This is a genomic window from Stappia indica, from assembly GCF_001696535.1.
GTDB lineage: Bacteria > Pseudomonadota > Alphaproteobacteria > Rhizobiales > Stappiaceae > Stappia > Stappia indica.
This window is the reverse complement of record NZ_MBQE01000001.1, coordinates 111,322-134,784: the sequence shown is the minus strand read 5'-3', so window position 1 is coordinate 134,784 and position 23,463 is coordinate 111,322. Positions and strand designations below refer to the sequence as shown.

Sequence of the window (23,463 nt, the reverse complement as noted above, 5' to 3'; positions counted from 1 at the left end):
AGTGGCAGCACGCTGCCACTCCGCCCTGGGAGCATGTCCATACAGGGGGACCGCCCCGGATTCTGCCTGGCGGTCGACACTGCGTGGAAACACGCTTGCGATCCGCCGTTGTTGGCAAAAATCTATCTGAACGCACCAAGCTGCTCCAGAAATTTAACGAGTGCGATTTGCTAAAGTCACATTATTTGCTTGTCGTTAGTACCGTGTCGAAGCGCTCGAGCGCCCAGTCAACCTCGTCGGCGGTGATGACCAGCGGCGGGGCGATGCGGATCGTATGGTCATGGGTGTCCTTCGCAAGGATTCCCTGCTCCCTGAGCACCTCGCAATAGGCGCGGGCGCCGCCGGCCTCCGGATGCAGCTCGACGGCCAGCATCAGACCGCGACCGCGCACGTCGCGCACGGCGTTGGAGCGGATCGAGCGCAGGCCTTCGATGAAGCGCTGCCCCTGTCGTTCGGCATTCTCGATCATCCCTTCCTCGACCAGCACCTGGAGCGCTGCCCGGGCAACCGCGCAGGCCAGCGGATTGCCGCCGAAGGTCGAGCCATGCTCGCCCGGCTGCAGGACGCCCAGCACCTCCGAGTTGGAGAGCACCGCAGAGACAGGATAGAAGCCGCCCGACAGCGCCTTGCCGACGAGCGTAACGTCCGCCTCGATGCCCTCATGCTCCTCGGCAAGCAGCTTGCCGGTCCGGCCCAGACCCGTCTGGATCTCGTCAAGGATCAGCGTGACGTTGTGCTGCGTGCAGAGCTCCCGGGCGCGGGTGAAGTAGCCGGCCGGCGGGATCAGGATGCCGGCCTCGCCCTGGATCGGCTCGACGAGGAAGGCGACGGTGTTCGGCGTGATTGCCTGCTCGAGCGCATCGATGTCGCCGAAGGGCACCACGCGGAAGCCCGGAGCGAACGGGCCGAACCCGGTCCGGGCCACGGGATCGGTCGAAAACCCGACGATGCCGAGGGTGCGTCCGTGGAAGTTGTTGGCGCAGACGATGATCTCCGCCTTGCCGGCCGGGACGCCCTTGACCTCATACCCCCACTTGCGCACCGCCTTGACGGCGCTTTCCACCGCCTCAGCGCCGGAGTTCATCGGCAGGATCTTGTGTGCGCCCGTCAGCCTGGCCAGATCCTCATAGAGAAGCGCCAGCTGATCGTTGCGGAAGGCGCGGGAGGTGAGCGTCAGCTTGGCTGCCTGCTCGGTCATCGCAGCGAGGATCTTGGGATGGCAGTGCCCCTGATTGACCGCCGAATAGGCCGCGAGGCAATCCATGTAGCGGTTGCCGTCGACATCCCACAGCCAGACGCCCTCGCCCCGGGTCAGCACGACGTCGATCGGCTTGTAGTTGTGCGCGCCGAGCTCATGTTCGGCGGCGATATAGTCTTCGGGCAGGCGGGTCACATCCATCTCCATTAATTCGCTGCCAGAATTCAGGCAAAGGCCTGGGTCGGGCGGTCCATGACGTCCTGGCCGAAGAGGCTGGCAACCAGCTCGGCAAGAGCAATGGCGCTGCGGCCGCGTTCATCCAGGAAGGGGTTGAGCTCGACGATATCGAGCGACACGGTGACGCCGGCATCCTCCAGCAGCTCCATCACCAGATGGGCTTCGCGGTAGGTGGCCCCGCCCGGCACGGTCGTGCCGACACCAGGGGCAATGCCGGGATCGAGGAAGTCGACATCAAGCGATACGTGAAGAACTCCGTTCTCCTTTCTGATCTTATTCAGAAAATCTCGCATCAGAAGTGAGACGCCATTCTCGTCGATCTGCCTCATATCGCAGACCGTCACGCCGCGGCGGCGCAGCAGTTCGCGCTCTTGCGGGTCGATGGAGCGAGCGCCGAAAACGCACATCCGCGAGGGATCGACGACGGCGCGCGGCGCATCGGCCATCACGGGAAAGAGTTCCTCCTCGCCCGCCGCCAGAGCCAGCGACATGCCGTGCAGGTTGCCGGAGGGAGAAATCGACGGCGTGTTGAAGTCGGCATGCGCGTCGAGCCAGAGCACATACAGAGGGCGGCCCTTCTCGTGCCAATAGCTCGCGACGCCGGAGAGAGAGCCCATGGAGAGCGAATGGTCGCCGCCCATCAAGACCGGCAGATAGCCTTCATCGCACAGGCGCCGCGCTTCGTGCGCCAGCGGGCGCACCCAGGACGCGACAATCTCCGGCACATGTGCCCTTCCCGGGAGATGCAGCGCGCCGATTGTCTCCGCAGGAAGCTGTTCCACATCGCCGAAATCGCTGACCGACCAGCCGAGTGCCTCGAGCCGCTCGGCCAGACCCGCAACGCGCAGCGCCGCTGGCCCCATGGCTGCGCCGCGCCGGCCCGTGCCCGCTTCGAGCGGCACGCCAAGAAGTGCAATCGGTTGGGTCCTGTCCGTCGACATGCGTCCGTCTCCTGCCTTGCTGTCTGATCCATCAACGATCTGCCGGGCAAATGGATCCGGCAACCGTCAGCGACAGCCTAGCTCAGGTCGGATGATGTCCGGATGAAGAGTGAGCGAACAGGTGATAATTCGTCAGATTGGCGATATGATCTTGCAGATTGAAAAGACAAATCTGGCAAAGTGATAAGATGGACGATCTGGACCGCCGACTCATAGCGCTGCTGCGGCACGACGCGCGCCTGCCCGTCGCCTCCCTTGCGGCCGACCTCGGCGTATCGCGGGCAACCGTGAAGGCGCGGATCGACAGGCTGAGGGAAACAGGCGTCATCCAGGGGTTCACCATCCGCCTGCGCAGCCACGAAGCCGGAGGCCGGGTACGCGCGATCATGATGATCGAGGTCGAGGGGCACCGGGCGGAGACCGTGGTGCGGCGGCTTCAGGGGTTCCCGGAGGTGCGAGCCCTGCACACGACCAACGGTCGCTGGGATGTGGTCGCCGAACTGGAGACCGACACGCTGGAAGCGTTCGACCGCCTGCTTTCCACCGTCCGCCTGCTCGATGGCATCGCCGGCTCGGAAACCAGCATCCTGTTGTCATCTCGCAAAGGGTAGCCCTCGAACGCAAAACGGCCCGCCAGAGGCGGGCCGCAGAGTGTCGCAAGGATGATCGGTGACGATCAGCGCTTGGAGAACTGGAAGCTCCGGCGAGCCTTCCGGCGGCCGTACTTCTTACGCTCCACGACGCGGCTGTCGCGCGTCAGGAAGCCTTCCTTCTTGAGGATGCCGCGCAGCTCCGGCTCATAATGGGTCAGAGCCTTGGAGATGCCGTGGCGCAGCGCGCCGGCCTGGCCGGACAGACCGCCGCCGGACACGGTGGCAATCACGTCGTACTGGCCATCGCGGTCGGTCAGGACGATCGGCTGGCGCAGGATCATCTGAAGGACCGGACGCGCGAAATACGCGGAGTAGTCCTTCTTGTTGATGGTGATCTTGCCGGTGCCCGGCTTGATCCAGACGCGCGCAATGGCGTCCTTGCGCTTGCCGGTGGCGTAGGCACGGCCCTGGGCGTCAAGCTTCTGGACGTGCACCGGAGCGTCGGACTGGGCAGTGCCCAGAGCGCCGCCGAGATCTTCGAGGGACTGGAGCTCAGCCATGGATTAGGCCCTCTTTCCGTCGTTCTTCGCGTTGAAGGCCTTGAAGTCGACGGAAACCGGCGACTGGGCCTCATGCGGATGCGTGGCACCGGAATAGATCCGGAGATTCTTGAGCTGGGCGCGGCTCAGCGGGCCACCCGGCATCATGCGCTTCACGGCCTGCTCAAGCACACGCTCGGGGAAACGACCCTCGAGAATGGCGCGGGCGGTGCGCTCCTTGATGCCGCCGGGGAAGCCGGTGTGCCAGTAGTACTTCTTGTCGTAGTACTTCTTGCCGGTCAGCACCGCCTTGTCAGCGTTGATCACGATGACATTGTCACCGCAGTCGATGTGAGGCGTGAAGGTCGGCTTGGTCTTGCCGCGCAGCGTGTTGGCGATGAAGGCGGCCAGGCGGCCGACGACAACGCCTTCTGCGTCGATCAAGATCCACTTCTTCTCGACCTCGGCCGTCTTGGCAGAATAGGTCTTCATGGCTGTGGTCCGTCTTTGGTCGCGGGCGCCGCGATCAATGCGGGACACCCGAGGTCAAGCAAAACGGGCCCCGAAACGGGCCCGCTTCCTGTCGGCGCAGGATGTACGCGGCTTCGCCTGCACTGTCAATGCACACGAAACGCAACTCGTCAAAAATTTGTCAGAAAAAACATATACTTGGAAAAACGGTATATATATACCACACAAAAAGAACCGTTTTTTCGCCTATCAGCGCGGCGGAATCGAATAGGTGGCCGTTGCGTGGGCCACGAGGTCGCCCCCTGCCCGGCCGGTAATGGCACATTCGGTGACCGCGAGGCGCTTGCCCAGCTTCAGCAGCCGACATGTCCCGACCAGATCGCCCGGCTCCGGCTTGCGCAGGAAGTTCATGTTGAGATTGGTGGTCACGGCCAGCGCGACGGGACCGATATGCGCCAGGATCACCGCATAGGCGGCAAGATCGGCAAGCGCCATCATCGTGGGGCCGGAGATCGTGCCGCCCGGCCGCAGGTGCTTCTCGGATGCCTTTACCGACAGCACGGCTTCCCCCGGCGCCACCGCCTCGATTTCGTAGATGCGTCCGTCCACATGGATCTGCGGAAATTCGCGATCCAGAAAGGCGTTGAGCTCGGCGACGGTCATGATGGGCACGGGGCGGTTCCTTCCCTGGTGATTTTTTTCTCTTTTGACGCTTTCGTTAACGTAAGCCGCAAAAAGCGACAAGTGCCAAGGGGAACGAAGGTCCCTTTGTCGGACTTCCGGCTTGCCCTATAACGGGAACAGACAGGGAGAAAGCGCCATGAGCGATGCAACATCCGCCGCAGCGACGGCGATCAGCCAGGACGGGCCGATCGCCCGGGAATTGTCGGGCGGCGTGCTGCGGCTGACGCTGAACCGCCCCGAGCGGCGCAACTCGCTGTCGGAAGAGATGATGGCGGGACTGCAGGATGCCCTGGACGCGGCGGGCGAGGATACTACCGTTCGCGTGATCCTGTTGCGAGCCGAAGGGAATGTTTTCTGCGCCGGTCACGACCTGAAAGAAATGACCGCCGCCCGCAGCCATTCCGACCGCGGCCGCGTCTATTTCACCGAGGTGATGAACCGCTGCGCCCGGCTGATGCAGACCATCGTCACGCATCCAAAGCCCGTAATTGCCGAAGTCGACGGCATGGCAACGGCAGCGGGGCTTCAGCTCGTCGCCTCCTGCGATCTGGCCATTGCCAGCGACCGCGCCCGCTTCTGCACGCCTGGCGTCAATATCGGCCTGTTCTGCTCCACTCCGATGGTGGCCCTGTCGCGCAACGTCTCGCGCAAGCAGGCGATGGAGATGCTGCTGACCGGCGAGATCATCGATGCATCGACGGCGCGCGAGTTCGGGCTCGTCAATCGGGTGGTGCCGGCGGACTACCTTGCACAGGTGACCGCGAAATACGCCGAAACCATCGCATCCAAGTCACCGCTGACGCTGAAGATCGGCAAGGAAGCCTTTTACGCACAGGCGGAAATGTCGCTCGCTGATGCCTATCGTCATTGCGCGCAGGTGATGGTGGAGAACATGCTGGCGCGCGATGCGGAGGAAGGCATCGGCGCCTTCATCGAAAAGCGTACGCCCGAGTGGACCGGTGAGTGAGAAAGCCGTGAGCGAGCCCCAGCACGACACCTATCCGGACAGCTATATCCGCGCGATCCTCGACGACGTGAAGACCATCGCTATGGTCGGCGCGAGCCCGAACACCGTCCGCCCATCCTATTTCGTCCTGAAATACATGCTGTCGAAGGGCTATGAGGTCTTCCCCATCAATCCGGGTCATGCCGGCAAGGAGATCCTCGGCCAGACGGTCTATGCCAGCCTTGCGGACGTTCCCTCGCCCATCGACATGGTCGACATCTTCCGCAATTCGGACGCCGCGCTGGCAGTGACGCAGGAAGCGCTGCAGCTCTCTCCACTGCCGAAGGTTATCTGGATGCAGCTTTCGGTGACGAACGAGGAGGCGGCGAAGCTGGCAGAAGCCGCCGGCGTGCGCGTCGTCATGAACCGGTGCCCGAAGATAGAATATGGCCGGCTGTCTGGAGAAATCGGCTGGACCGGCGTGAACTCTCGGACGCTTTCGGCCAAACGCCCGGCCCTGAAGGGCGGTTTCCAGCATCGCGGGTTGCGCAAAGACTGAAACCGCCGCGATTCAGGGATTCTTTCCTTCGCACGGATACTCTCCGGGGATGGAAATGCTGCCGACTTCGCTCGCTTCGCCTTAAAGCATCGTCATTCTCGTAGCGATTGCGATGCTTGTGGCCGCCGGACTAGCGATGATCATCGCCGGCAACCGGGAGGGGCCTTACGGCGGCGAGCGCTCGCGGAGCTCTCACGACGGTGGCATCTTCGACAGCGATGCGGACGGCTGCGACGGCGACTGACGCCGCGCAGAAAGCTCCATTCGGCAAAAGCCGTTCCCCCCAGCCGCCTGAAACGAAATCGCTTTCCTTTGACCTGCCTGCGGGCATCGGCCAGTATGCCGCCGCTTTGCAGTCACGGAGGAATTCATGAGCGACCGCATTCCCGGTTTTTCGACGCTGGCGATCCATGCCGGCGCGCAGCCCGACCCGTCCACCGGCGCGCGGGTGACGCCGATCTACCAGACCACGTCCTTCGTCTTCGACGACGTCGATCACGCGGCATCGCTGTTCGGGCTGCAGGCCTTCGGCAACATCTACACCCGCATCACCAACCCGACGACCGCTGTCCTGGAAGAGCGCGTTGCAGCGCTGGAAGGCGGCACCGCGGCGCTCGCAGTGGCCTCCGGCCACTCGGCGCAGCTCCTCGCGTTCCACACGATGATGACGCCGGGCGACAACATCGTCGCCGCCAACAAGCTCTATGGCGGCTCGATCAACCAGCTCAACCACTCGTTCAAGAGCTTCGGCTGGGAAGTGAAGTGGGCCGATGCGAACGATCCGGAAAGCTTCGCAGCGCTGATCGACGACCGCACCCGTGCGATCTTCATCGAAAGCCTGGCGAATCCCGGCGGCGTCGTGGTCGATCTCGAGGCGATCTCTAAGGTCGCCAAGGCGCATAACGTTCCGCTCGTCGTCGACAACACCCTGGCCACTCCTTATCTGTGCCGGCCGATCGAGCATGGCGCCGACATCGTGCTGCACTCGCTGACCAAATTCATGGGCGGCCACGGCAACTCGATGGGCGGCGTGATCGTCGATGGCGGCAGCTACGACTGGTCGTCGACCGACCGCTATCCGATGCTGTCGAAGCCGCGCCCGGAATATTCGGGCATGGTGTTGCACGAGACCTTCGGCAACTTCGCCTTCGCCATCGCCTGCCGCGTTCTGGGCCTGCGCGACCTCGGCCCGGCAATCTCGCCGATGAACTCGTTCATGATCTTGACCGGCATCGAGACACTGCCGCTGCGCATGCAGCGCCACAGCGACAATGCGCTGAAGGTGGCCCAGCATCTCGCCGGTCATGACAAGGTGGCGTGGGTCTCCTATGCCGGCCTGCCGAGCGACGCGAACCACGAGCGACAGCAGAAATACATGCCGAAGGGCGCAGGCGCGGTCTTCACCTTCGGTGTCAAGGGCGGCTACGAGGCCGGCGTCGCGCTGGTATCGAACTGCCAGATCCTGTCGCACCTCGCCAATATCGGCGACACGCGCTCGCTGATCATCCATCCGGCGTCCACCACCCATCGTCAGCTCACCGACGAGCAGAAGACGGCGGCCGGTGCAGGTCCGGACGTGGTGCGCCTGTCGATCGGCCTCGAGGATGCAGAAGACATCATCGCCGATCTGGACCAGGCTCTGGCCTCGGTCTGAGCGGACATCGCTTTCCAGAAATGAAAAAGCCGGGCATCTCGCCCGGCTTTTTTGTGTTCGTTTCGCCGGTCGTGTCAGGCGCGAACCGGCTCCGCGAAGCGCGCCCGCGCCCAGAATTCCACGACCGCCATCATCACCACGACGATGAAGCCCTGGTGAGACAGAGCCAGCCAGAACGGCACATGGCCGAGCAGCGTGCCGATGCCGATCAGCATCTGGACGAAGAGGATCGCCACAACCGCATGTGCAGCCCCGCGCAGGTGGCGTGCGGCATCGCTCCGATAGACGGCCCACATCGCCCAGAGCGCGAAGCCGACGATCAGATAGGCCGTCATGCGGTGCTGGAACTGCACCGTCAGCACGTTCTCGAAGTGATTGATCCAGGCCGGAGCCATGGTCCACAGGCCCGAGGGGATGAACTGACCGTCCATCAGCGGCCATGTGTTGAAGGACAGGCCCGCCTTGAGACCTGCGACCAGTCCGCCCAGGAAGATCTGCAGCACCAGCAGGGCAAGCAGAAGCTTCGCCGTCCCCGAAAATGGTCGGGATGTCTGCGGGCTCGCCGAGGTGCGGTTCGCCGGGATCAGCGCAAGATATCGTGCGAGCGCGAAGAGATAGATGAAGATCAGACACGCCAGAGTCAGATGCGTTGCAAGGCGGTACTGGCTGACGTCGACGCGCTCGGCAAGGCCGGACACGACCATCCACCAGCCGACCACACCCTGCATGCCGCCGAGCACGAACCCGCCGACCAGCCAGGGCAGAAGCCACTTTTCGATCCGGCCGCGCCACCAGAACCAGACGAGCGGCACGAAGAAGGCGAGACCGATCACCCGGCCGAGCAGCCGGTGCCCCCACTCCCACCAGAAGATGAACTTGAACTCCTCGAGCGACATCCCCTTGTTGATCAGCTGGTACTCGGGGATCTGCCGGTACTTCTCCAGCTCCTCCTCCCACTCGGCGACGGAGAGCGGAGGAATGGCGCCATGGATCGGCTTCCACTCGGTGATCGACAGGCCGCTGTCGGTGAGACGAGTCGCCCCACCGACCACGATCATGGCGAAGATCAGGAGACAGATGGCATAGAGCCACAGGCGGATTGCCTTGCGGTTGGATGCGATACGAGCGGTCGCGTCATCCAGCGGGGCGGAGAGCGGAGCTGCCGTCGTGTCTGACATGGGAAGTTACCGTGCCGTGATACGTGAGGACGGCACAGGGCGTGCCGCAAGCCTGAGCGGGGTTATAGGCACGAGGTGTGGAAGACAAGGGCTTGACGAGCGGGGCCGCTGTGACACATGCACACAGGCGACATCGGCAAGAGCAAGAGCTACTTGTTGTGCCTTGAACAACGGGCGCACTGCCCTGCCCCGCCAATCCGGAGACGACATGCGAAATCCGCTGCGCAAATTCATCGGCATGGTGGTGCTGGTCATCTTCGTGATCAGCTATGCCTTCACCGCGATGGTGATCGGCGACATGACCTTGCAGCACTCGTCCCGCGTGGTTCAGCTGCTGTATTTCGGCATCGCAGGCATCGCCTGGACCATTCCGGCCGGCGCCATCATCTGGTGGATGGAGCACGGTTTCCGGATCAGCCGCAGGCAGGATGCGGATTGATCGTATCGCGAAGGCGCCGGGCCGCGTTGTAGACCGGAAACGGTGCTCCGGTCAGGTATTGGGACACGATCGCCGAGTTCTGGAAATAACCGTTGAGCGAGATCCGCGGCAGCGCCATCGGCTCCAGGCCAGGTGAAAGCACGCCCGGCCGGGTGGTGACTGCAGCGGCGAAACCCAGTTCGCGGATCACCTCCAGCGACTGGACGTTCACGGCCGCCTCGTAGCCGTAAGGATAAGCGAACACGCAGGGGCGCACGCCGAGTTCCTGGTCGAGGCGTTCCAACCCCTTGGCGACGTCCCGCCGCATCCGGTCGCGCGTCAGGCGTGCCAGCGCATAGTGATCGTGGGTGTGAGCCCCGACAGAAAACAGCGGATCGCGCAGCATTTCGCGCAATTCGTCCCAGCTCAGGATCAGCTCTTCGGCAAGCGCGGGCAGATCGATCCCGTGGATCGTCGCCAGCCGGCGCAATTCGAGACGCTGCGAATCCTCGCCAAGGTCCCGGGTGAACCAGTGCAGGAGATGGCAGAAGACCTTCTCCTTGTCGGCGTCGGTCCGCGCCGAGAAACGGCGCATGCTGGCGCCGACCGGAACCTCTACCTCTTCCGCCGTCGCAACGATCCGTTCCAGCGCTTCCCACCAGATTTCCGAACTGCGATCCGCAAAGCCGGACGTCACGAAAATGGTGAAAGGCGCCGAATGGCGTTTCAGCACCGGCCTGGCATGAACCAGATTGTCGCGGTAGCCGTCATCGAACGTCAGCGCGGCGAACCGCTTGCCGTTGTAGTCCGGCTCGCGCATGCGCTTCACGGCAGTCTCGAGAGAGACGATCTCCATTCCCGCAGCGCGGATCTGCCGGATCGTGCGGTCGAGAAATTCGGGCGTGACGGTGAGATGGGCGTTGGGCGCAAAACCCTTCGGCGCCTCGGTGGGCCGAACGCTGTGCAGCGTGAAGATGACGCCCCGGCCGCCGGTAAATGGTGCCAACAGACGGCCCATCCCGCTCCAGTGCAGGAGCTTGCAGCCTCCAGCCAGCAGGTGACGCCGAAGATCCATCGTCTCTAAACGCCTCTTTCCGGCGAGCACGCACCGGCTTTTTCAACTGATGGGAGCATATCGACGTTTTCTTTAGAACTCCTTGCTAGTGAGGTCAGTAATCGAACGAGTGGCAATCGGGTCAACAACGACGAGAGCATGGCGGATGGGGAACGCAATGATCAGGTCGGTCGGACTTTTCCGGTCGGATGACTGGGATACGATGGACATTGAAGCGATGAGGCTGGATGCCATGCTCGAGAATGGCGAATTCGCCGTGCATACGCATCGCGATCCGGCCGATGCCGCCTGCGCTTGGCGCCATCTGGAGGAAAATGCCTTCGGGACGCTGTTCACCAGCTACGAGTGGCTCGCCTCCTGGTACGAATATGTCGGACGAAATCGTGGCATCGAGGCAGTGATCGTCGTCGGCGAGATCGATGGAGAGCCCGCATTCCTGCTGCCGCTCGCCGTGATGAAGTCATGCGGCGGCGCGCTGCGCCTTGGCCGTTTCCTGGGCGATTTTCACGGCAACCAGAACAGCGGCCTGTGGCGACGGGACGTCTTTGCGGGCATTCATGGCAAGAGCCTGCGCAAGACGCTGCTTCGCATCGGCCGTGAACACAATATCGATCTATTCGACCTCAAATACGTTCCGGCGACCATGGACGAGCGGGTGCATCCGCTGATCGACCGCCACGCCACCGAGAGCCTGAATGCGGTCCATGCGTTCGCGCTCCAGCCGGATTTCGAGGCTCTCTACAAGGAGCGTCGCAGCGCCAGCGCCCGCAAGAAACTGCGGGTGAAGGAAAAGAAGCTCGCGGAGCTGGGCGGCCTCGTCTGGCGCAAGGCAGCGGACGAGGAAACGGCACTGCACTTCCTCGATACGCTGATCGCACAGCGCAGTGCGCGCCAGGCCTCGCAGGGCATTCCCAACGTGTTCGAGCCGGCAGACGTGCGCAGCTTCCTTGCCGACCAGCTCAAAGGAGCGATCCGCGATCATTCCGAGCATGTCACCATTCACGCTCTGGAAGCAGGCGGCCGCATCCGCGCCACCTACCTCTGCGGCGTTCAGTACGGACGCTATCATGCCTATACCAACAGCATCGATGAGGACGTGGCGGTACACAGCCCGGGCGACGTGTTGCTCAACCACGTGATCGCCGATGCCTGCCGGCTGGGCGCCCACACCTTCGATTTCGGCCTCGGTGCAGAGCGCTACAAGACCGCTTGGGCCGAGAAGGAAGTGCTTATGGATGTCGAGATCCCCGTGACCCTGAAGGGCCATCTCGCACAGCGCGGGATCAAGCAGGTGCGGAACCTCAAGCGCCGGATCCGCAACTCGCCAGCGCTGTGGCAACTGGTGCGTGGCATGCGCAAGCTGAAAGGCTGATCGAGCCTCTCGGCCAAGCTGGAACAACAAAAAAGGCCAGGCATTTCGCCTGGCCTTTTCGTTTTTAGGACAAGGACACCAGGGGCGGATCACGCGGCCATGTCGGCTCGCGCTGCCCGCTCACGGCTGCCGTCGCTGACGGTCTCGACGACCACCGGCGCACCGGTCTGGTCTTCGAGCATGCGCATGGCGTCTTCCATCTCCGGATCCGCCGGCGAACCGCCAGAGGCCACGACGACCTGATCGGCCATCGCCAGGATCTGGGCACTGATGAGAGAATCGTCGATCAGGCCGAGATCGAAGAACACCTGATCGTAGGTGTGGTCGATCGCTTCCATCAGCATCTCGAACCGCTCGTTCTGGGCAAGCTCGTCGTCGATTGCGCGCCGTCCGGCCTCGATGACATGAGCTCGCGACGCTGCATCCCGGTAGATCACGCCGGCGAAAGATGCCGTACCGTCGAGCAGCTCAGCGAAGCCGGGAACGGCCTCCGGGTCGGCAAGATCGGGCCGCACCTCGAGGAACAAGGGCATCACCCCCTCCTCCGCGGCGGCACGGACCAGCCGGAACGTGACGCTCTGCGAGATTTCGTCGCTGTCGACGCTGAGGACCGCAACACGGCGCGGGCGTGGGGACGCGGGAGCCGCCACTGGGCCGTCCAGCCCGGACACGGCAGCCGGCGCGTCGCCGGTATCCTGCGGCACCTCATCGACATCGTCTTCTGCCGCGACGGCTGCAGCCGGCTGCACCGCAGCGGGAGCCGACCAACCATAAGAGAAGGTCGAAGCGCCTGCGCCATATGCCGGCACGGCTCGTGCCTCAGCGGCCTTCATAGAGCCGGCATCTGCAGAAGGCATGGCGGCGCGTGAGGCAGACGCCTCGCCCGGCTCAATGACGCGCGTGACAAACGCGCGACCGGAGACGAACACGCCGAGGATGACCGCTATGGCGGACAGCATCAGCGAGACGAATGCCGCGATGGCAACCGTCTGCGGCACCTTGGGCGAGAACGGCTCCAGAGGAACGGTCGCACGCGAGATGACGCGGGCATCGGCGCCGATTGCCGTTGCGTTGCGCCGCGTGTCGGCCTCGCGGTAGCGGGTCATCAACTGATCCAGCTGAGTGGTCTTCACGGCCGCTTCGCGCTCCAGGTCACGCAGCCGGACCTGATCGTCGTTCGATTGCGCCGCACGGGTCTTTAGCTGGTCCAGCGTCGCCTGCAGGGACGCCACACGCTCCTGCTGGATGCGTGCCTCGTTCTCGAGGCCAGCTGCCACGCGACCCGCCTCCTGGCGAATCTGCCGCTCGAAATCGTCGAGCTGCGAGCGCAGCGCGCGAATCTGCGGATGGTTGGGAAGCAGGGTGGTAGACAGCTCGGCGATGCGCGCCTGCAACTCCACCTGGCGCTCGCGCAGTCGCTGGATGAGCTGCGAGTTCAGCACGTCCTGCATGCCGTCGAGCGAGCCGCCACCGCCGAGCTGACTGCGGATCAGCTTGGCGCGTGCCTCGGCCTGCGACTGGGCGGCGCGAGCATCGGACAGCTGGGTGCCGATCTCGCCGAGCTGCTGACGGTCGAGCGTCTGGTTGTCGGCTCCGAGCAGAAGGTCGTTCTGCGACCGGAAATCCTCGACGCGCTTCTGCGCCGCCTGGACTTCCTCGCGCAGACGCTCGATCTGCGGCTCCAGGGAGGCCGCGGCGATATCGGTCGTCTCGCGCTTTACCGACGACTGGAGGTCGAGATATTCCTCGACGACAGCGTTCGCGACGCGGGCCGCAAGCTCGGGATCGCGAGAAACGTAGCGGACCGAGATGACGCGCGAGCCATCGACGCGGAAAACCTCGAGATTGTCGTAGAAAACCTTCAGAACCCGCTCTTCGCGGGTGTTGCTGTCGCCGTCCCGCATCAGTCCGAGCGCTACGAACATCTCGCGGACGAGGCTGCTGGAGCCTGCTTCGAACTCCGGAACGCTGGCAAGATCGAGCCGTTGGGCCACGCGACGCATCAGGTCGCGAGACTGCAGCAGCTCCACCTGGCTGGCGACGCCCTCGGTGTCGAGCAGCGCCCTCTCCTCCTCGGCGCCGCGCACATCACCCGGATAGACGATGTTCGAGGTTTCGATCAGCACTTTCGACTCGGCCCTGTAGCGGGCCGGAACAAACTGAAGGATGACAAAGGTGAGGACCACTGCGCCAACCACAAGCGGCACGATCCAGCGGAGCGAACGACGCAGGGCCGTAAGGATCGCCGAAAGGTCGATCTCGACGCGCTCGTCGACGCCGGGCGGGCGGACGTCAGGTGCGTGCGGCTGATTCATGCTCGCTACTCCGGAAGGATGTCTGCGAGGATGATGACGATTCATGGTAAGCGGAGAGTTAACCCCACGATCGATATCGTAAACCTGCAAGACGACGCCGACGTCGCCGGGATTCACCGCAAGTTAACCACGTTGCGGAAAAGAATGGCGCAATCGCTTCAGGAGATCGGAATGTTCACGCGCCTCATCGCCGTCCTCTGCCTGGCTCTGACGGTCGCCGCCTGCAGCGGATACCGCCAGCCCCCCACGGCATTTCACGACATCCTCACCAAGCCCTACCGGCTGGACTCCAGCGACGTGCTGAGGGTCATCGTCTTCGGCCAGCAGGACCTCAACAACACCTACACGGTGGATCAGGCCGGCTATATCGCGATGCCGCTCATCGGCAGCGTCGCGGCACGCGGACTGACGGTCCGCGAACTCGAGAGCCAGATCACAAATCGCTTGAAAAACGGGTATTTGCGCGATCCGGACGTATCCGTCGAAGTCGCAACCTATCGTCCCGTTTTCGTCATGGGCGAAGTCACGAACGCCGGACAGTATCCCTATGTCGCCGGCATGACGGCCCAGAACGCGATCGCCACGGCGGGCGGCTTCACGCCTCGCGGCCAGCAGAACTCGGTCGACATCACGCGCCAGATCAACGGCGAAGTGATCAGCGGCCGCGTGCCGATCACCGATCCTGTCCGCCCCGGCGACACGATCTATGTGCGAGAGCGATTCTTCTAATCATCGCACGGCTTTCCCTCGGTCATGGATTAACCAGCGACTCATCCCTGTCTGCTAGCGTTCTTCGAGCGTGACCTGGAAGATAATCCAGGCGCGCCGAAGCGTTGAGCCAGGGAGTTTCCAGATGACCGCCGCGCCCTTGCGCATCGTTCACATCGTTCGTGCCCCGATCGGCGGCATCTTCCGCCATATCTCGGACCTGGCGCTTGCCCAAACACGTGCCGGGCATCAGGTCGGCGTCATCTGCGACGCCTCCACCGGCGGCACGTTCGAGGCAGAGGCCATTGCCCGCCTCGCTCCGCAGCTCGCCCTCGGCATCGCGCGGTTCCCGATGCGTCGCCATGTGACGCCCGCCGATATCGGCGCTGCGCTCTCCCTTTTTCGGCACGTGCGCGACCTGAAGCCGGACGTGCTGCACGGCCACGGAGCCAAGGGCGGCGTGTTCGCGCGGTCCATCGGCACGCTGCTGCGGCTCCGCGGACGCAAGGTCACGCGCATCTACTGCCCGCATGGCGGCAGCCTCCACTACGATCCGCAGCGAATCGAGGGGCGAATCTATTTCGCCCTGGAGCGGCTGCAGGAGCGCTTTACCGACGGCCTCGTCTTCGTTTCCGACTACGAGTACTCGGCGTACGAATCGAAGGTCGCCCAGCCGAAGGTCGCCGCCCGCGTCGTCTACAACGGGCTCGCGCCGGAAGAATTCTCCGAAGTGCCGCCGCAGGCGGATGCCGCCGACTTCATGTTCATCGGCATGCTGCGCGACCTGAAGGGCCCCGACCTGTTCATCCAGGCGCTAGCGCGGCTGGAAAGCACCTACGGGATGACGGCACGCGCCCATATCGTCGGTGAAGGCGAAGATCGCCCGCGCTATGAGGCGATGGTGCGCGAGCTCGGCCTCGCCGAACGCGTCGTCTTCCTGGGAGCGATGCCCGCCCGCGAGGCGTTCCGGCAAGCGCGCTGCGTCGTGGTTCCTTCCCGCGCCGAGGCGATGCCCTATATCGTGCTGGAGACCGTGGCTGCGAAAGTGCCGCTGATCGCCACGCGTGTAGGCGGCATTCCCGAAATTTTCGGCCGCTACGCCGACAAGCTGGTGACACCGGGCAATGTCGACGAGCTGGCGGCGGCCATGGCTGCCGCGTTCAGCGATGCGGATGCTATGCGCCGGCGGGCGGAGGGGCAGCGCAAATGCCTTTCGGAAACCTTCAATGTCGAACTCATGAACGACCGTATCACCTCGCTCTATCTGGAGACCCGGGGCGTGAAGCGGCAAGACAAGGCTGGACGGAGCCCGGAGACGTCGACGCTGGTTTCCGCCAGCGCTTTGGCGAACCGGGAAGCCGGCTCGCCGGGCAGGCATGAATGAAGGAGGCCAAGGACGTGCCCCCGCACCACACCACGCAGCTGCTGCACAACGTGATGCCGAGCAGCGCGGAGACGGAAAGTGAGAACGCCAACCCGCAGTTCAGCAACAGCAAGCTGTCGCCGCTGGCCGTCAAGATCGCCAACGGTCTTCAGACGTCCGTGATCTCGCCGAGCGTGCTGGGCGGAACCGTACGCCTTGCCGACCTCGTCATTGTCACCGCGTTCGGCTTCGCCTCCCTGCATTCCGGAGGCGTGCCGCTGGCCTCGTCGACGGCGCTGTTGCCGGTTGCCACAGCGCTGCTGCTGTCTTCGGCCTTCTTTCAGGCTTCGGACTGCTACCAGATCCCGTTGATGCGCAACATGGTAGCCCAGGCCGCGCGCATGACCATCGCCTGGACGCTGGTGTTCGTCACCCTGTTCATGGCCAAGACATTTGGCAATGTCATGCGCGGCCTGCCGGGCGACCTGCTGATCATCTGGTACGGCTTCGGCCTGGCGACACTGCTCACGGCCCGCACGCTGGTCACGATCTTCGTGCGAAAATGGACGCGGGAAGGCCGGCTGGAACGTCGCGCCGTGATCGTCGGCGGCGGCCAGGTGGCGGCCGACTTCATCCACGAAATCGAGCGCCAGCCCAATAACGACATCCGCATCTGCGGCCTGTTCGACGACCGCAAGGGCGACCGCTCGCCCGATATCGTCGCCGGTTATCCGAAGCTCGGTACAGTCAGCGATCTCGTCGAATTTGCCCGCATTGCGCGTATCGACATGCTGATCGTGACGATCCCGCTGCGCGCAGAAAAACGGCTGCTCGAGTTCCTGAAGACGCTTTGGGTGCTGCCGGTCGACATCCGTCTTTCGGCGCATACCGACAAGCTCACCTTCCGCGACCGTGCCTCGTCGTTCATCGGAACCGTTCCGATCGTCGATGTGGTGCACAAGCCGCTGGCCGACTGGGACAGCATCGCAAAGCGTGCGTTCGACCTGACCGTGGCAAGCCTGATGATCGTGCTGCTGTCGCCGGTGATGCTCGCGACCGCGCTCGCCGTGAAGCTGGAGAGCAAGGGACCCATCCTGTTTCGCCAGAAGCGCTATGGCTTCAACAACGAGGTGATCGAGGTCCTCAAGTTCCGGTCCATGTATCACGAGATGGCGGATCCGGGCGCGAAGAAGGTGGTGACCCGCAACGACCCGCGCGTCACTCGTGTCGGCCGCTTCATCCGCCGTTCGTCGCTGGACGAGCTGCCGCAGCTCTTCAACGTGATCAAAGGCGACCTTTCGCTGGTCGGGCCGCGGCCGCATGCGGTCAATGCCCACACCAACGAAAAGCTCTGGGACGAGGTCGTGGACGGCTACTTCGCTCGCCACAAGGTGAAGCCGGGCGTCACCGGCTGGGCCCAGATCAACGGCTGGCGCGGTGAAGTCGATACGCCGGAGAAGATCCAGAAGCGCGTCGAGTACGACGTCTACTACATCGAGAACTGGTCGATCCTCTTCGATCTGCGGATCCTGCTGGCGACGCCGTTGGCCCTCTTCAAGTCGGAGAACGCCTATTGAGCACGGCCGCCCATAGCGGACTTGCCGGCGGCGGTGCAGGGCTGCGCATCGACACGCGCGTCATCGGCACGATCGCACTGTGGGTGGTCACGTTTCTCGGCGGTTTCGTGCTGCGCGAGCCGGCGCCCTACGAACTCGCCATGGTCGTGGTGCTGTCCGGCTGGCTGCTGTCGGGCCCGAGATTTTCTCCGGCCGTCGGCCCGCTCCTGCTGGTGATCGTCCTGTTCATCTGCGGCGGCCTCCTGGCGACGCTGATGTCGGACGATTTCGGCGAGGCGATCATGTACATCGCCGTGACCGGCTTCCTTGCCCTGACCGCCGTCTTCTTCGCCGCAGTGACCGCTAGCGATCCGACGCGTCTCGCAACCATCGCGAACGCCTATACGGCCAGCGCGGTCATCGTCGCGCTTCTCGGCATCGGCGGATATTTCGGCGTGTTGCCCGGCAGTCTTTTCACACTGTATGGCCGGGCCAAGGGCACGTTCCAGGATCCGAACGTCTTCGGCCCCTTCCTTGTGCTGCCCTGGGCCATCGCCCTGCATGCGGTGCTGACTCGCCCGCTCAAGCGCTCCCTGATCGCCATCGCCGTTCTCGCGGTGCTCAGCTTCGGCATCCTGCTCAGCTTCTCGCGTGCCGCCTGGGGCCTTGCGGCTTTTTCCGGCGCGGGCCTTTACCTGATCCTGTTCTCCATGACGCAGGATCGCGGCGAGCGCAGCCGGCTGATCCTGTTCGGAATTGCCGGAACCCTTGCGCTGCTTGCCATGATCGCAATTGCGCTGTCGGTGGATTCGATTTCCGGCATGCTTTTGCAGCGCGCCAAGCTGGTTCAGGACTACGACACCGCACGGCTCGGCCGGTTCGCGCGATACTCGCTCGGCTTCCAGATGGTGCTGGACAACCCGTTCGGCCTCGGTCCGCTGCAGTTCCGCAACTTCTTCCCCGAGGACGAGCACAACACCTACCTGAAGGCGTTCACCACCTATGGCTGGCTCGGCGGCGTCGCCTATCTGTCGCTCGTCGTCTTCACCGCCGTCCGCCTTTTCCCGCTGATCTTCCAGCGGCGCCCGTGGACATGGGCAGCGCAATGCGTGTTCGTCGTCCTGCTCGGCCACATGCTGATGTCGGCGATCATCGACACCGACCGCTGGCGTCACCTGTACCTGCTGTATGGCCTCGCATGGGGACTTATCGCCTGCGAATATGCCTGGAGAAGCTCGGCCGGCCGCCGTCTCTCCACAGCCGGTGCACGGGTCTCGCATCAGCGGTGAGTGCATGGGCTTAAGCGCTTGCGTGCCCCTTGCGAAGCGGATAGGAAGAACGGGCTCGCGACAGCGGGCAGTCGGGCAGTAGCGCAGCCTGGTAGCGCACTTCACTGGGGGTGAAGGGGTCGTCGGTTCAAATCCGGCCTGCCCGACCATTTTTTGCAATCCAGCCGATTGCACGACACGCCTGCAGCGGCCGGGATCCTGGCGAGCGCGCGGTGTGAAGCCAACTATTCCAGGATCTCCAGACAGCTCAGCACCGACCGACGATCGAGCGGACGATATCGCGCCGACGTTGGCGGGTCATGATGCGGATTCGCAGAGCCCGCAGGAGCGCGGCGGGAAACCGGTCGGACTGGCGTTGTCACTGGCGCTGCACGTTGCAGCAGCTCTCATCCTGCTCCTCTTCGCAGATCCTCCGAAGCCGTTTGGTGTTGCCGGCGAGGATGCGATGGATGTCGTTCTCGTCTCTCCGGGCATGCGATTTCCGCAGCGGCAGGGCGAACGTGGAGCAACTCCGCCTTCCCCGTCCCCGGCCGAGGCGACACCGGACGAACCAGCCGCGCCCGCACCGCCCATCGTGCAGCAGCAGACGGTGCCTGCCGAGGCGACTGCGGAGCCGCGCATGTCCGTCCCTCCGCCCTCCCCGTCCGGCAAGGCGACCGACCGGTTGACCCAGGCTCCCTCGCGTCAGCGCGAGATGGTCGAGGCCCGCACGCTCTACACCTCACGGCTCCGGGACACGGCGCTCGGCCGTGCGTCCCTCGCCGACCTGGCTCTTGCCGACCCCGAGGAGCAGATCTTCCAGCTGTGTACCTACGAGGCGGTGGAGCAGTTGCGGCGTGAACATCCCGACCGGCGATTCGACTATGCCATCGCGGAAGCTCGTGAGGAGGCCACGCTGTCGGGACTCGCGCTGGAGGCAAAGGGAGCCGCCATCCAGGGAAGAGACCGCTGGTACGACCTCTCGTTCCGCTGCGAGGTCGCCAGCGACCTGATGGGGGTGACAGCGTTTTCCTATCTGCTCGGCGCGGAAATCACCCGCCCCGAGCGCGACGATCTCGATCTCCCGACGGGCGGTCCTGTGCACTGACCCGCCTGCAGCTTGTGCTGAGGTCTACTTGTACGGGGCGCGAACGGCGCTACCATGCATCCCAAGGACCGGAAACAACAACTCCGGCCGTCATGTGGGAGGAAAGCACATGTGCCATCTCTTTGCCGGACAGGATCCGGGCGATTACGAGCCCGAAACCCGTCGCCTGCGGCTGAACGGACAAAGCACCAGCATCCGGCTCGAACGCTCGTTCTGGGACATCATCGATGAGATCGCACAGAGCGAGGGTGTCAGCACGCCAGCCTTCATCTCCAAGCTCCATTCGGAGGTTCTGGAACTGAGGGGCGAGACGCGCAACTTCACCTCTCTGCTGCGCTGTGCCTGTCTCGTGCGCCTGCGCCAAACCCTGCCACAGCTGCATCTGGAGGCGGCTGAGTAAAAAATCGTCTGTAGTAAAACTTTACTACCCGCGAAGTGAATCCCGGACGCATCCTTTCTCCATCGGAAGAACTGGGCACCAGCCATCTGGCCGCGGACTTGCGGTCAGAACTGTCCGATTGAAGAAACCTGCCGACACTGCCGGCAGGACTGATCCGGGAGAAAACTCGTGGCGAAATGCATACACGCGATGATCCGCGTGATCGATGAAGTGCGTTCAACAGCCTTCTACAAGGCCGCTTTCGGGCTCGATATCGCCGACAGGTTCGAGTTCGACGACTTCATCCTCATCTATCTCAGAAACGACGACGCGGATTTCGAGGTCGAGCTGACGGTCAACAAGGGGCGTACCGAGCCCTACGACCTCGGCAACGGCTACGGGCATCTCGCCTTCTGTGTCGACGACCTCGATGCGGAACATGCCCGCTTCGAACAGGCGGGGCTCGCTCCGCGCAAGATCGTGGAGTTCAACCGCGACGGCGCGCTGCTGGCCCGTTTCTTCTTCGTTCAGGATCCGGACGGCTACCAGATCGAGGTGCTGCAGCGCCACGGCCGTTATCGCTGAACGGGGCAACCGTTTCGGGAGGGAGGAAAAATGACCGAAACACTGACCCACAGGAACATGACCAGACGGCAATTGCTGGCGCGGAGCGCAGCAGCAGGCGCCGCCTTCGTCGTCGGGCCGGGCTTCTTCGCCGCCAGCAACGCAGCATGGGCAATGGAGGTCGCCCATCTCAAGTCGCAGACCATGGCGACGCTGGTGCAGATGGCGCGCGACATCTATCCGCACGACCGCATTCCCGACGAACACTACGTGGCAGCGGTCAAGGGATACGACGCGGCGGACAAGGCGCAAATGGTCGAGGCAGGGATCGCTGCCCTCGATGCAGCCGCACAGGGCAAGGGCCATGCCGGCTATCTCGCCGTGGGCTGGGAGCGCGAGCGGGCCGACATCCTGCGCTCGATGGAGGAGAGCGTCTTCTTCCAGGCCGTCCGCGGCGGACTGGTGACCGGGCTCTACAACCAGAAGGCCGTCTGGCCGCTGTTCGGATACGAGGGAGAGAGCTACTCGCAGGGCGGGTACATCGACCGCGGTTTCGACGACATCAACTGGCTCTGAGGGAGGAGACTGTCATGGCCGCACCATTCGACCTGAATGACGACAATGTCGTCGTGGTCATCGGGACAGGCGCCGGCGGCGGTGTCCTGGCCAACGAACTGGCTCAGAAGGGCGTCAGCGTGGTCGCGCTGGAAGCCGGCGGAAGATACCTGCCGGAAGACTACATCAACGACGAGTGGGAGAGCTTCGGGCAGTTGGCCTGGCTCGATCCGCGCTCGACCTCCGGCGACTGGCGGGTCGCCAAGGACTTCTCCGGGCTGCCGGCCTGGATCGTCAAGGCGGTCGGCGGCACCACCACCCACTGGGCCGGTGCCTCGCTGCGGTTCCAGCCGCACGAGTTCAAGACCCGCACCACCTACGGCAACGTGCAGGGCGCCAACCTTCTCGACTGGCCGATAGATCTCGCCGAGATGGAGCCCTGGTACGAGAAAGCGGAGGAGAAGTTGGGCGTCACGCGCACCGGTGGCCGTGAGGGACTGCCCGGCAACAACAACTTCAAGGTGCTCGAGGCCGGCGCCCGCAAGCTCGGCTACAAGGAAGTCCATACCGGACGGATGGCCATCAACTCGGCCGAGCGCGACGACCGCTACGCCTGCCAGCAGACCGGCTTCTGCTTCCAGGGGTGCAAGTGGGGCGCCAAGTGGTCGGCCGCATATACGGACATTCCGCGCGGCGAGGCGACCGGCAATCTCGAGGTGCGCGAGCGCGCGCATGTGCTGCGGATCGAGCATGATGCGGCCGGCAAGGTGACAGGCGTGCTCTATGCCGACAAGGACGGCAACCAGCACCTGCAAAAGGCCCGTGTGGTGTGCGTCGCGGGCAACTCGATCGAGAGCCCTCGCCTGCTGCTCAACTCCGCGTCCAACCTGTTCCCGGACGGGCTGGCCAACTCCTCCGGCCAGGTGGGACGCAACTACATGCGGCACGTGACCGGCTCGGTCTATGCGGTGTTCGACAAGCCGGTGCGCATGTGGCGGGGCACCACCATGGCCGGCATCGTGCAGGATGAGGCGCGGCATGACCCGTCCCGCGGGTTCGTCGGCGGCTACGAACTGGAGACCCTGTCACTAGGGCTGCCGTTCATGGCGGCGTTCCTCGATCCCGGCGCCTGGGGCCGCGAGTTCACCACGGCGCTGGACTCCTACGAGAACATGGCCGGGCTCTGGATCGTCGGCGAAGACATGCCCCAGGAGACCAACCGGATCACCCTGAACCATGATCTCAAGGACCAGTACGGGCTGCCGGCACCGAACGTGCACTTCACCGACCATCCCAACGACATCGCCATGCGCGCGCACGCTTACAAGCAGGGCATCGCGATCTACGAGGCGGTCGGTGCAACACGCACATTCCCGACCCCGCCCTATCCCTCCACCCACAATCTCGGCACCAACCGGATGTCGGAGAATCCGAGGGATGGCGTAGTCAATCGTTGGGGCCGGACCCATGACGTGCCGAACCTCTACGTATCGGACGGCAGCCAGTTCACCACGGGCGCGGCGGAAAACCCGACACTCACCATCGTGGCTCTGGCAATTCGCCAGGCGGACCACATCGCCTCGGAGATGTCACGCGGCACGCTCTAGCTCGCGCCGGCACATTCGGAAGGCGGCTCGGCATGTAACCTGGGCTGCCTCCCGGAATGATTGCATGATTTATCATATGTATGATTTTATATCTCCCACTCACCTGCCCGGATGAGGCTCTCCTTCCTTAGGGGAACAGCATCCGGGATCTTTGTGAGCAACAATCGGGGCGAAG

Annotated in this window: 23 protein-coding genes and 1 tRNA gene; 16 read left to right on the top strand and 8 right to left on the bottom strand. The window is 63.8% G+C overall.

All coding sequences use genetic code 11. The features are described from left to right. Positions 1-181 precede the first annotated feature (181 nt). Both rocD and rocF read right to left on the bottom strand, forming a co-directional pair. Positions 182-1,393 (bottom strand): ornithine--oxo-acid transaminase, encoded by a 1,212-nt coding sequence (rocD, locus tag BBX35_RS00665; protein WP_425274542.1) that lies wholly within the window; start codon positions 1,391-1,393, stop codon positions 182-184. A 29-nt stretch (positions 1,394-1,422) separates the two neighbouring features. Next, the gene (gene rocF / locus BBX35_RS00660) at positions 1,423-2,376 is read right to left on the bottom strand and encodes an arginase (RefSeq protein ID WP_067214868.1); all 954 of its coding nucleotides are present in this window, start codon (positions 2,374-2,376) and stop codon (positions 1,423-1,425) included. A 188-nt stretch (positions 2,377-2,564) separates the two neighbouring features. On the opposite strand from rocF, the gene BBX35_RS00655 reads away from it, so the two are divergent. Beyond that, positions 2,565-2,987 carry an Lrp/AsnC family transcriptional regulator gene (locus tag BBX35_RS00655; protein ID WP_067214865.1) on the top strand — a complete coding sequence of 141 codons (423 nt, stop codon included), beginning with the start codon at positions 2,565-2,567 and terminating at the stop codon, positions 2,985-2,987. A gap of 65 nt (positions 2,988-3,052) precedes the next feature. Here the strand turns inward: BBX35_RS00655 and rpsI are convergent, their stop codons facing one another. The 3 genes from rpsI to BBX35_RS00640 form a co-directional block, all read right to left on the bottom strand. Next, on the bottom strand, positions 3,053-3,529 hold the full coding sequence (rpsI, locus tag BBX35_RS00650; protein ID WP_067214863.1) for a 30S ribosomal protein S9: 477 nt from the start codon (positions 3,527-3,529) through the stop codon (positions 3,053-3,055). A gap of 3 nt (positions 3,530-3,532) precedes the next feature. Beyond that, positions 3,533-4,000, bottom strand: coding sequence for a 50S ribosomal protein L13 (gene rplM, locus BBX35_RS00645; RefSeq protein WP_067214860.1), 468 nt, complete (start codon positions 3,998-4,000; stop codon positions 3,533-3,535). Between the two features lie 228 nt (positions 4,001-4,228). Beyond that, positions 4,229-4,642 (bottom strand): PaaI family thioesterase, encoded by a 414-nt coding sequence (locus BBX35_RS00640; RefSeq protein ID WP_067217986.1) that lies wholly within the window; start codon positions 4,640-4,642, stop codon positions 4,229-4,231. Positions 4,643-4,799: 157 nt separating this feature from the next. Here BBX35_RS00640 and BBX35_RS00635 point away from each other — a divergent pair, with 157 nt between their 5' ends. The 3 genes from BBX35_RS00635 (at position 4,800) to BBX35_RS00625 (ending at position 7,822) form a co-directional block, all read left to right on the top strand. Next, positions 4,800-5,630: an enoyl-CoA hydratase gene (locus tag BBX35_RS00635; RefSeq protein ID WP_067214858.1), complete on the top strand. Its 831-nt coding sequence runs from the start codon at positions 4,800-4,802 to the stop codon at positions 5,628-5,630. Positions 5,631-5,637: 7 nt separating this feature from the next. Further along, positions 5,638-6,168, top strand: a complete 531-nt coding sequence (locus BBX35_RS00630) for a CoA-binding protein (protein WP_067214856.1) — start codon at positions 5,638-5,640, stop codon at positions 6,166-6,168. A 370-nt stretch (positions 6,169-6,538) separates the two neighbouring features. Next, positions 6,539-7,822 carry an O-acetylhomoserine aminocarboxypropyltransferase gene (locus BBX35_RS00625; protein ID WP_067214853.1) on the top strand — a complete coding sequence of 428 codons (1,284 nt, stop codon included), beginning with the start codon at positions 6,539-6,541 and terminating at the stop codon, positions 7,820-7,822. Between the two features lie 74 nt (positions 7,823-7,896). On the opposite strand, the gene BBX35_RS00620 is transcribed toward BBX35_RS00625, so the two are convergent. After that, positions 7,897-9,000: a COX15/CtaA family protein gene (locus BBX35_RS00620; RefSeq protein WP_067214851.1), complete on the bottom strand. Its 1,104-nt coding sequence runs from the start codon at positions 8,998-9,000 to the stop codon at positions 7,897-7,899. Between the two features lie 208 nt (positions 9,001-9,208). On the opposite strand from BBX35_RS00620, the gene BBX35_RS00615 reads away from it, so the two are divergent. Further along, a complete protein-coding gene (locus BBX35_RS00615; RefSeq protein ID WP_067214849.1) occupies positions 9,209-9,439 on the top strand; it encodes a DUF2842 domain-containing protein in 231 nt (76 codons plus the stop codon). On the opposite strand, the gene BBX35_RS00610 is transcribed toward BBX35_RS00615, so the two are convergent. Further along, on the bottom strand, positions 9,414-10,493 hold the full coding sequence (locus BBX35_RS00610; RefSeq protein ID WP_067214847.1) for a polysaccharide deacetylase family protein: 1,080 nt from the start codon (positions 10,491-10,493) through the stop codon (positions 9,414-9,416). The genes BBX35_RS00615 and BBX35_RS00610 overlap by 26 nt on opposite strands. 217 nt (positions 10,494-10,710) lie before the next feature. Between BBX35_RS00610 and BBX35_RS00605 the strand changes: the two genes are divergently transcribed. Then, a complete protein-coding gene (locus tag BBX35_RS00605) occupies positions 10,711-11,865 on the top strand; it encodes a GNAT family N-acetyltransferase (RefSeq protein WP_171901367.1) in 1,155 nt (384 codons plus the stop codon). A gap of 89 nt (positions 11,866-11,954) precedes the next feature. Here BBX35_RS00605 and BBX35_RS00600 read toward each other — a convergent pair whose 3' ends face one another. Then, positions 11,955-14,297 (bottom strand): GumC family protein, encoded by a 2,343-nt coding sequence (locus BBX35_RS00600; RefSeq protein WP_244271545.1) that lies wholly within the window; start codon positions 14,295-14,297, stop codon positions 11,955-11,957. Between the two features lie 54 nt (positions 14,298-14,351). Here BBX35_RS00600 and BBX35_RS00595 point away from each other — a divergent pair, with 54 nt between their 5' ends. From BBX35_RS00595 to BBX35_RS00550, 10 genes are all read left to right on the top strand, one after another. Then, entirely contained in the window at positions 14,352-14,909 is a 558-nt protein-coding gene (locus BBX35_RS00595; protein WP_067217984.1) for a polysaccharide biosynthesis/export family protein, read from the top strand. Positions 14,910-15,033: 124 nt separating this feature from the next. Beyond that, complete coding sequence (locus BBX35_RS00590; protein WP_067214839.1) at positions 15,034-16,272, top strand: glycosyltransferase; 1,239 nt, start codon at positions 15,034-15,036, stop codon at positions 16,270-16,272. Next, positions 16,269-17,828 (top strand): undecaprenyl-phosphate glucose phosphotransferase, encoded by a 1,560-nt coding sequence (locus BBX35_RS00585; protein ID WP_341871199.1) that lies wholly within the window; start codon positions 16,269-16,271, stop codon positions 17,826-17,828. The genes BBX35_RS00590 and BBX35_RS00585 overlap by 4 nt, the downstream gene beginning before the upstream one ends. Then, complete coding sequence (locus BBX35_RS00580; RefSeq protein WP_083205949.1) at positions 17,825-19,096, top strand: O-antigen ligase family protein; 1,272 nt, start codon at positions 17,825-17,827, stop codon at positions 19,094-19,096. Before BBX35_RS00585 ends, BBX35_RS00580 begins: the two co-directional genes overlap by 4 nt. 72 nt (positions 19,097-19,168) lie before the next feature. Beyond that, positions 19,169-19,245: transfer RNA gene (locus BBX35_RS00575), tRNA-Pro, on the top strand. A 470-nt stretch (positions 19,246-19,715) separates the two neighbouring features. Then, on the top strand, positions 19,716-20,183 hold the full coding sequence (locus tag BBX35_RS00570; RefSeq protein ID WP_171901366.1) for a DUF930 domain-containing protein: 468 nt from the start codon (positions 19,716-19,718) through the stop codon (positions 20,181-20,183). Positions 20,184-20,292: 109 nt separating this feature from the next. Then, positions 20,293-20,583, top strand: coding sequence for a ribbon-helix-helix domain-containing protein (locus tag BBX35_RS00565; protein ID WP_067214834.1), 291 nt, complete (start codon positions 20,293-20,295; stop codon positions 20,581-20,583). A 168-nt stretch (positions 20,584-20,751) separates the two neighbouring features. Further along, entirely contained in the window at positions 20,752-21,147 is a 396-nt protein-coding gene (locus BBX35_RS00560) for a VOC family protein (protein ID WP_067214832.1), read from the top strand. Positions 21,148-21,177: 30 nt separating this feature from the next. Next, a complete protein-coding gene (locus BBX35_RS00555; protein WP_067214830.1) occupies positions 21,178-21,702 on the top strand; it encodes a twin-arginine translocation signal domain-containing protein in 525 nt (174 codons plus the stop codon). Between the two features lie 14 nt (positions 21,703-21,716). Continuing rightward, complete coding sequence (locus tag BBX35_RS00550; RefSeq protein WP_067214826.1) at positions 21,717-23,288, top strand: GMC family oxidoreductase; 1,572 nt, start codon at positions 21,717-21,719, stop codon at positions 23,286-23,288. Positions 23,289-23,463 lie beyond the last annotated feature (175 nt).

Coding starts and splice junctions, on each gene's coding strand:
- BBX35_RS00550 (WP_067214826.1), top strand. CDS start 21,717: ATGGCCGCACCATTCGACCTGAATGACGACAATGTCGTCGTGGTCATC.
- BBX35_RS00590 (WP_067214839.1), top strand. CDS start 15,034: ATGACCGCCGCGCCCTTGCGCATCGTTCACATCGTTCGTGCCCCGATC.
- BBX35_RS00555 (WP_067214830.1), top strand. CDS start 21,178: ATGACCGAAACACTGACCCACAGGAACATGACCAGACGGCAATTGCTG.
- BBX35_RS00585 (WP_341871199.1), top strand. CDS start 16,269: ATGAAGGAGGCCAAGGACGTGCCCCCGCACCACACCACGCAGCTGCTG.
- BBX35_RS00565 (WP_067214834.1), top strand. CDS start 20,293: ATGTGCCATCTCTTTGCCGGACAGGATCCGGGCGATTACGAGCCCGAA.
- BBX35_RS00595 (WP_067217984.1), top strand. CDS start 14,352: ATGTTCACGCGCCTCATCGCCGTCCTCTGCCTGGCTCTGACGGTCGCC.
- BBX35_RS00610 (WP_067214847.1), bottom strand. CDS start 10,493: ATGGATCTTCGGCGTCACCTGCTGGCTGGAGGCTGCAAGCTCCTGCAC.
- BBX35_RS00605 (WP_171901367.1), top strand. CDS start 10,711: ATGAGGCTGGATGCCATGCTCGAGAATGGCGAATTCGCCGTGCATACG.
- rpsI (WP_067214863.1), bottom strand. CDS start 3,529: ATGGCTGAGCTCCAGTCCCTCGAAGATCTCGGCGGCGCTCTGGGCACT.
- rplM (WP_067214860.1), bottom strand. CDS start 4,000: ATGAAGACCTATTCTGCCAAGACGGCCGAGGTCGAGAAGAAGTGGATC.
- BBX35_RS00640 (WP_067217986.1), bottom strand. CDS start 4,642: ATGACCGTCGCCGAGCTCAACGCCTTTCTGGATCGCGAATTTCCGCAG.
- BBX35_RS00635 (WP_067214858.1), top strand. CDS start 4,800: ATGAGCGATGCAACATCCGCCGCAGCGACGGCGATCAGCCAGGACGGG.
- BBX35_RS00615 (WP_067214849.1), top strand. CDS start 9,209: ATGCGAAATCCGCTGCGCAAATTCATCGGCATGGTGGTGCTGGTCATC.
- BBX35_RS00625 (WP_067214853.1), top strand. CDS start 6,539: ATGAGCGACCGCATTCCCGGTTTTTCGACGCTGGCGATCCATGCCGGC.
- BBX35_RS00620 (WP_067214851.1), bottom strand. CDS start 9,000: ATGTCAGACACGACGGCAGCTCCGCTCTCCGCCCCGCTGGATGACGCG.
- BBX35_RS00655 (WP_067214865.1), top strand. CDS start 2,565: ATGGACGATCTGGACCGCCGACTCATAGCGCTGCTGCGGCACGACGCG.
- rocF (WP_067214868.1), bottom strand. CDS start 2,376: ATGTCGACGGACAGGACCCAACCGATTGCACTTCTTGGCGTGCCGCTC.
- BBX35_RS00570 (WP_171901366.1), top strand. CDS start 19,716: ATGTCCGTCCCTCCGCCCTCCCCGTCCGGCAAGGCGACCGACCGGTTG.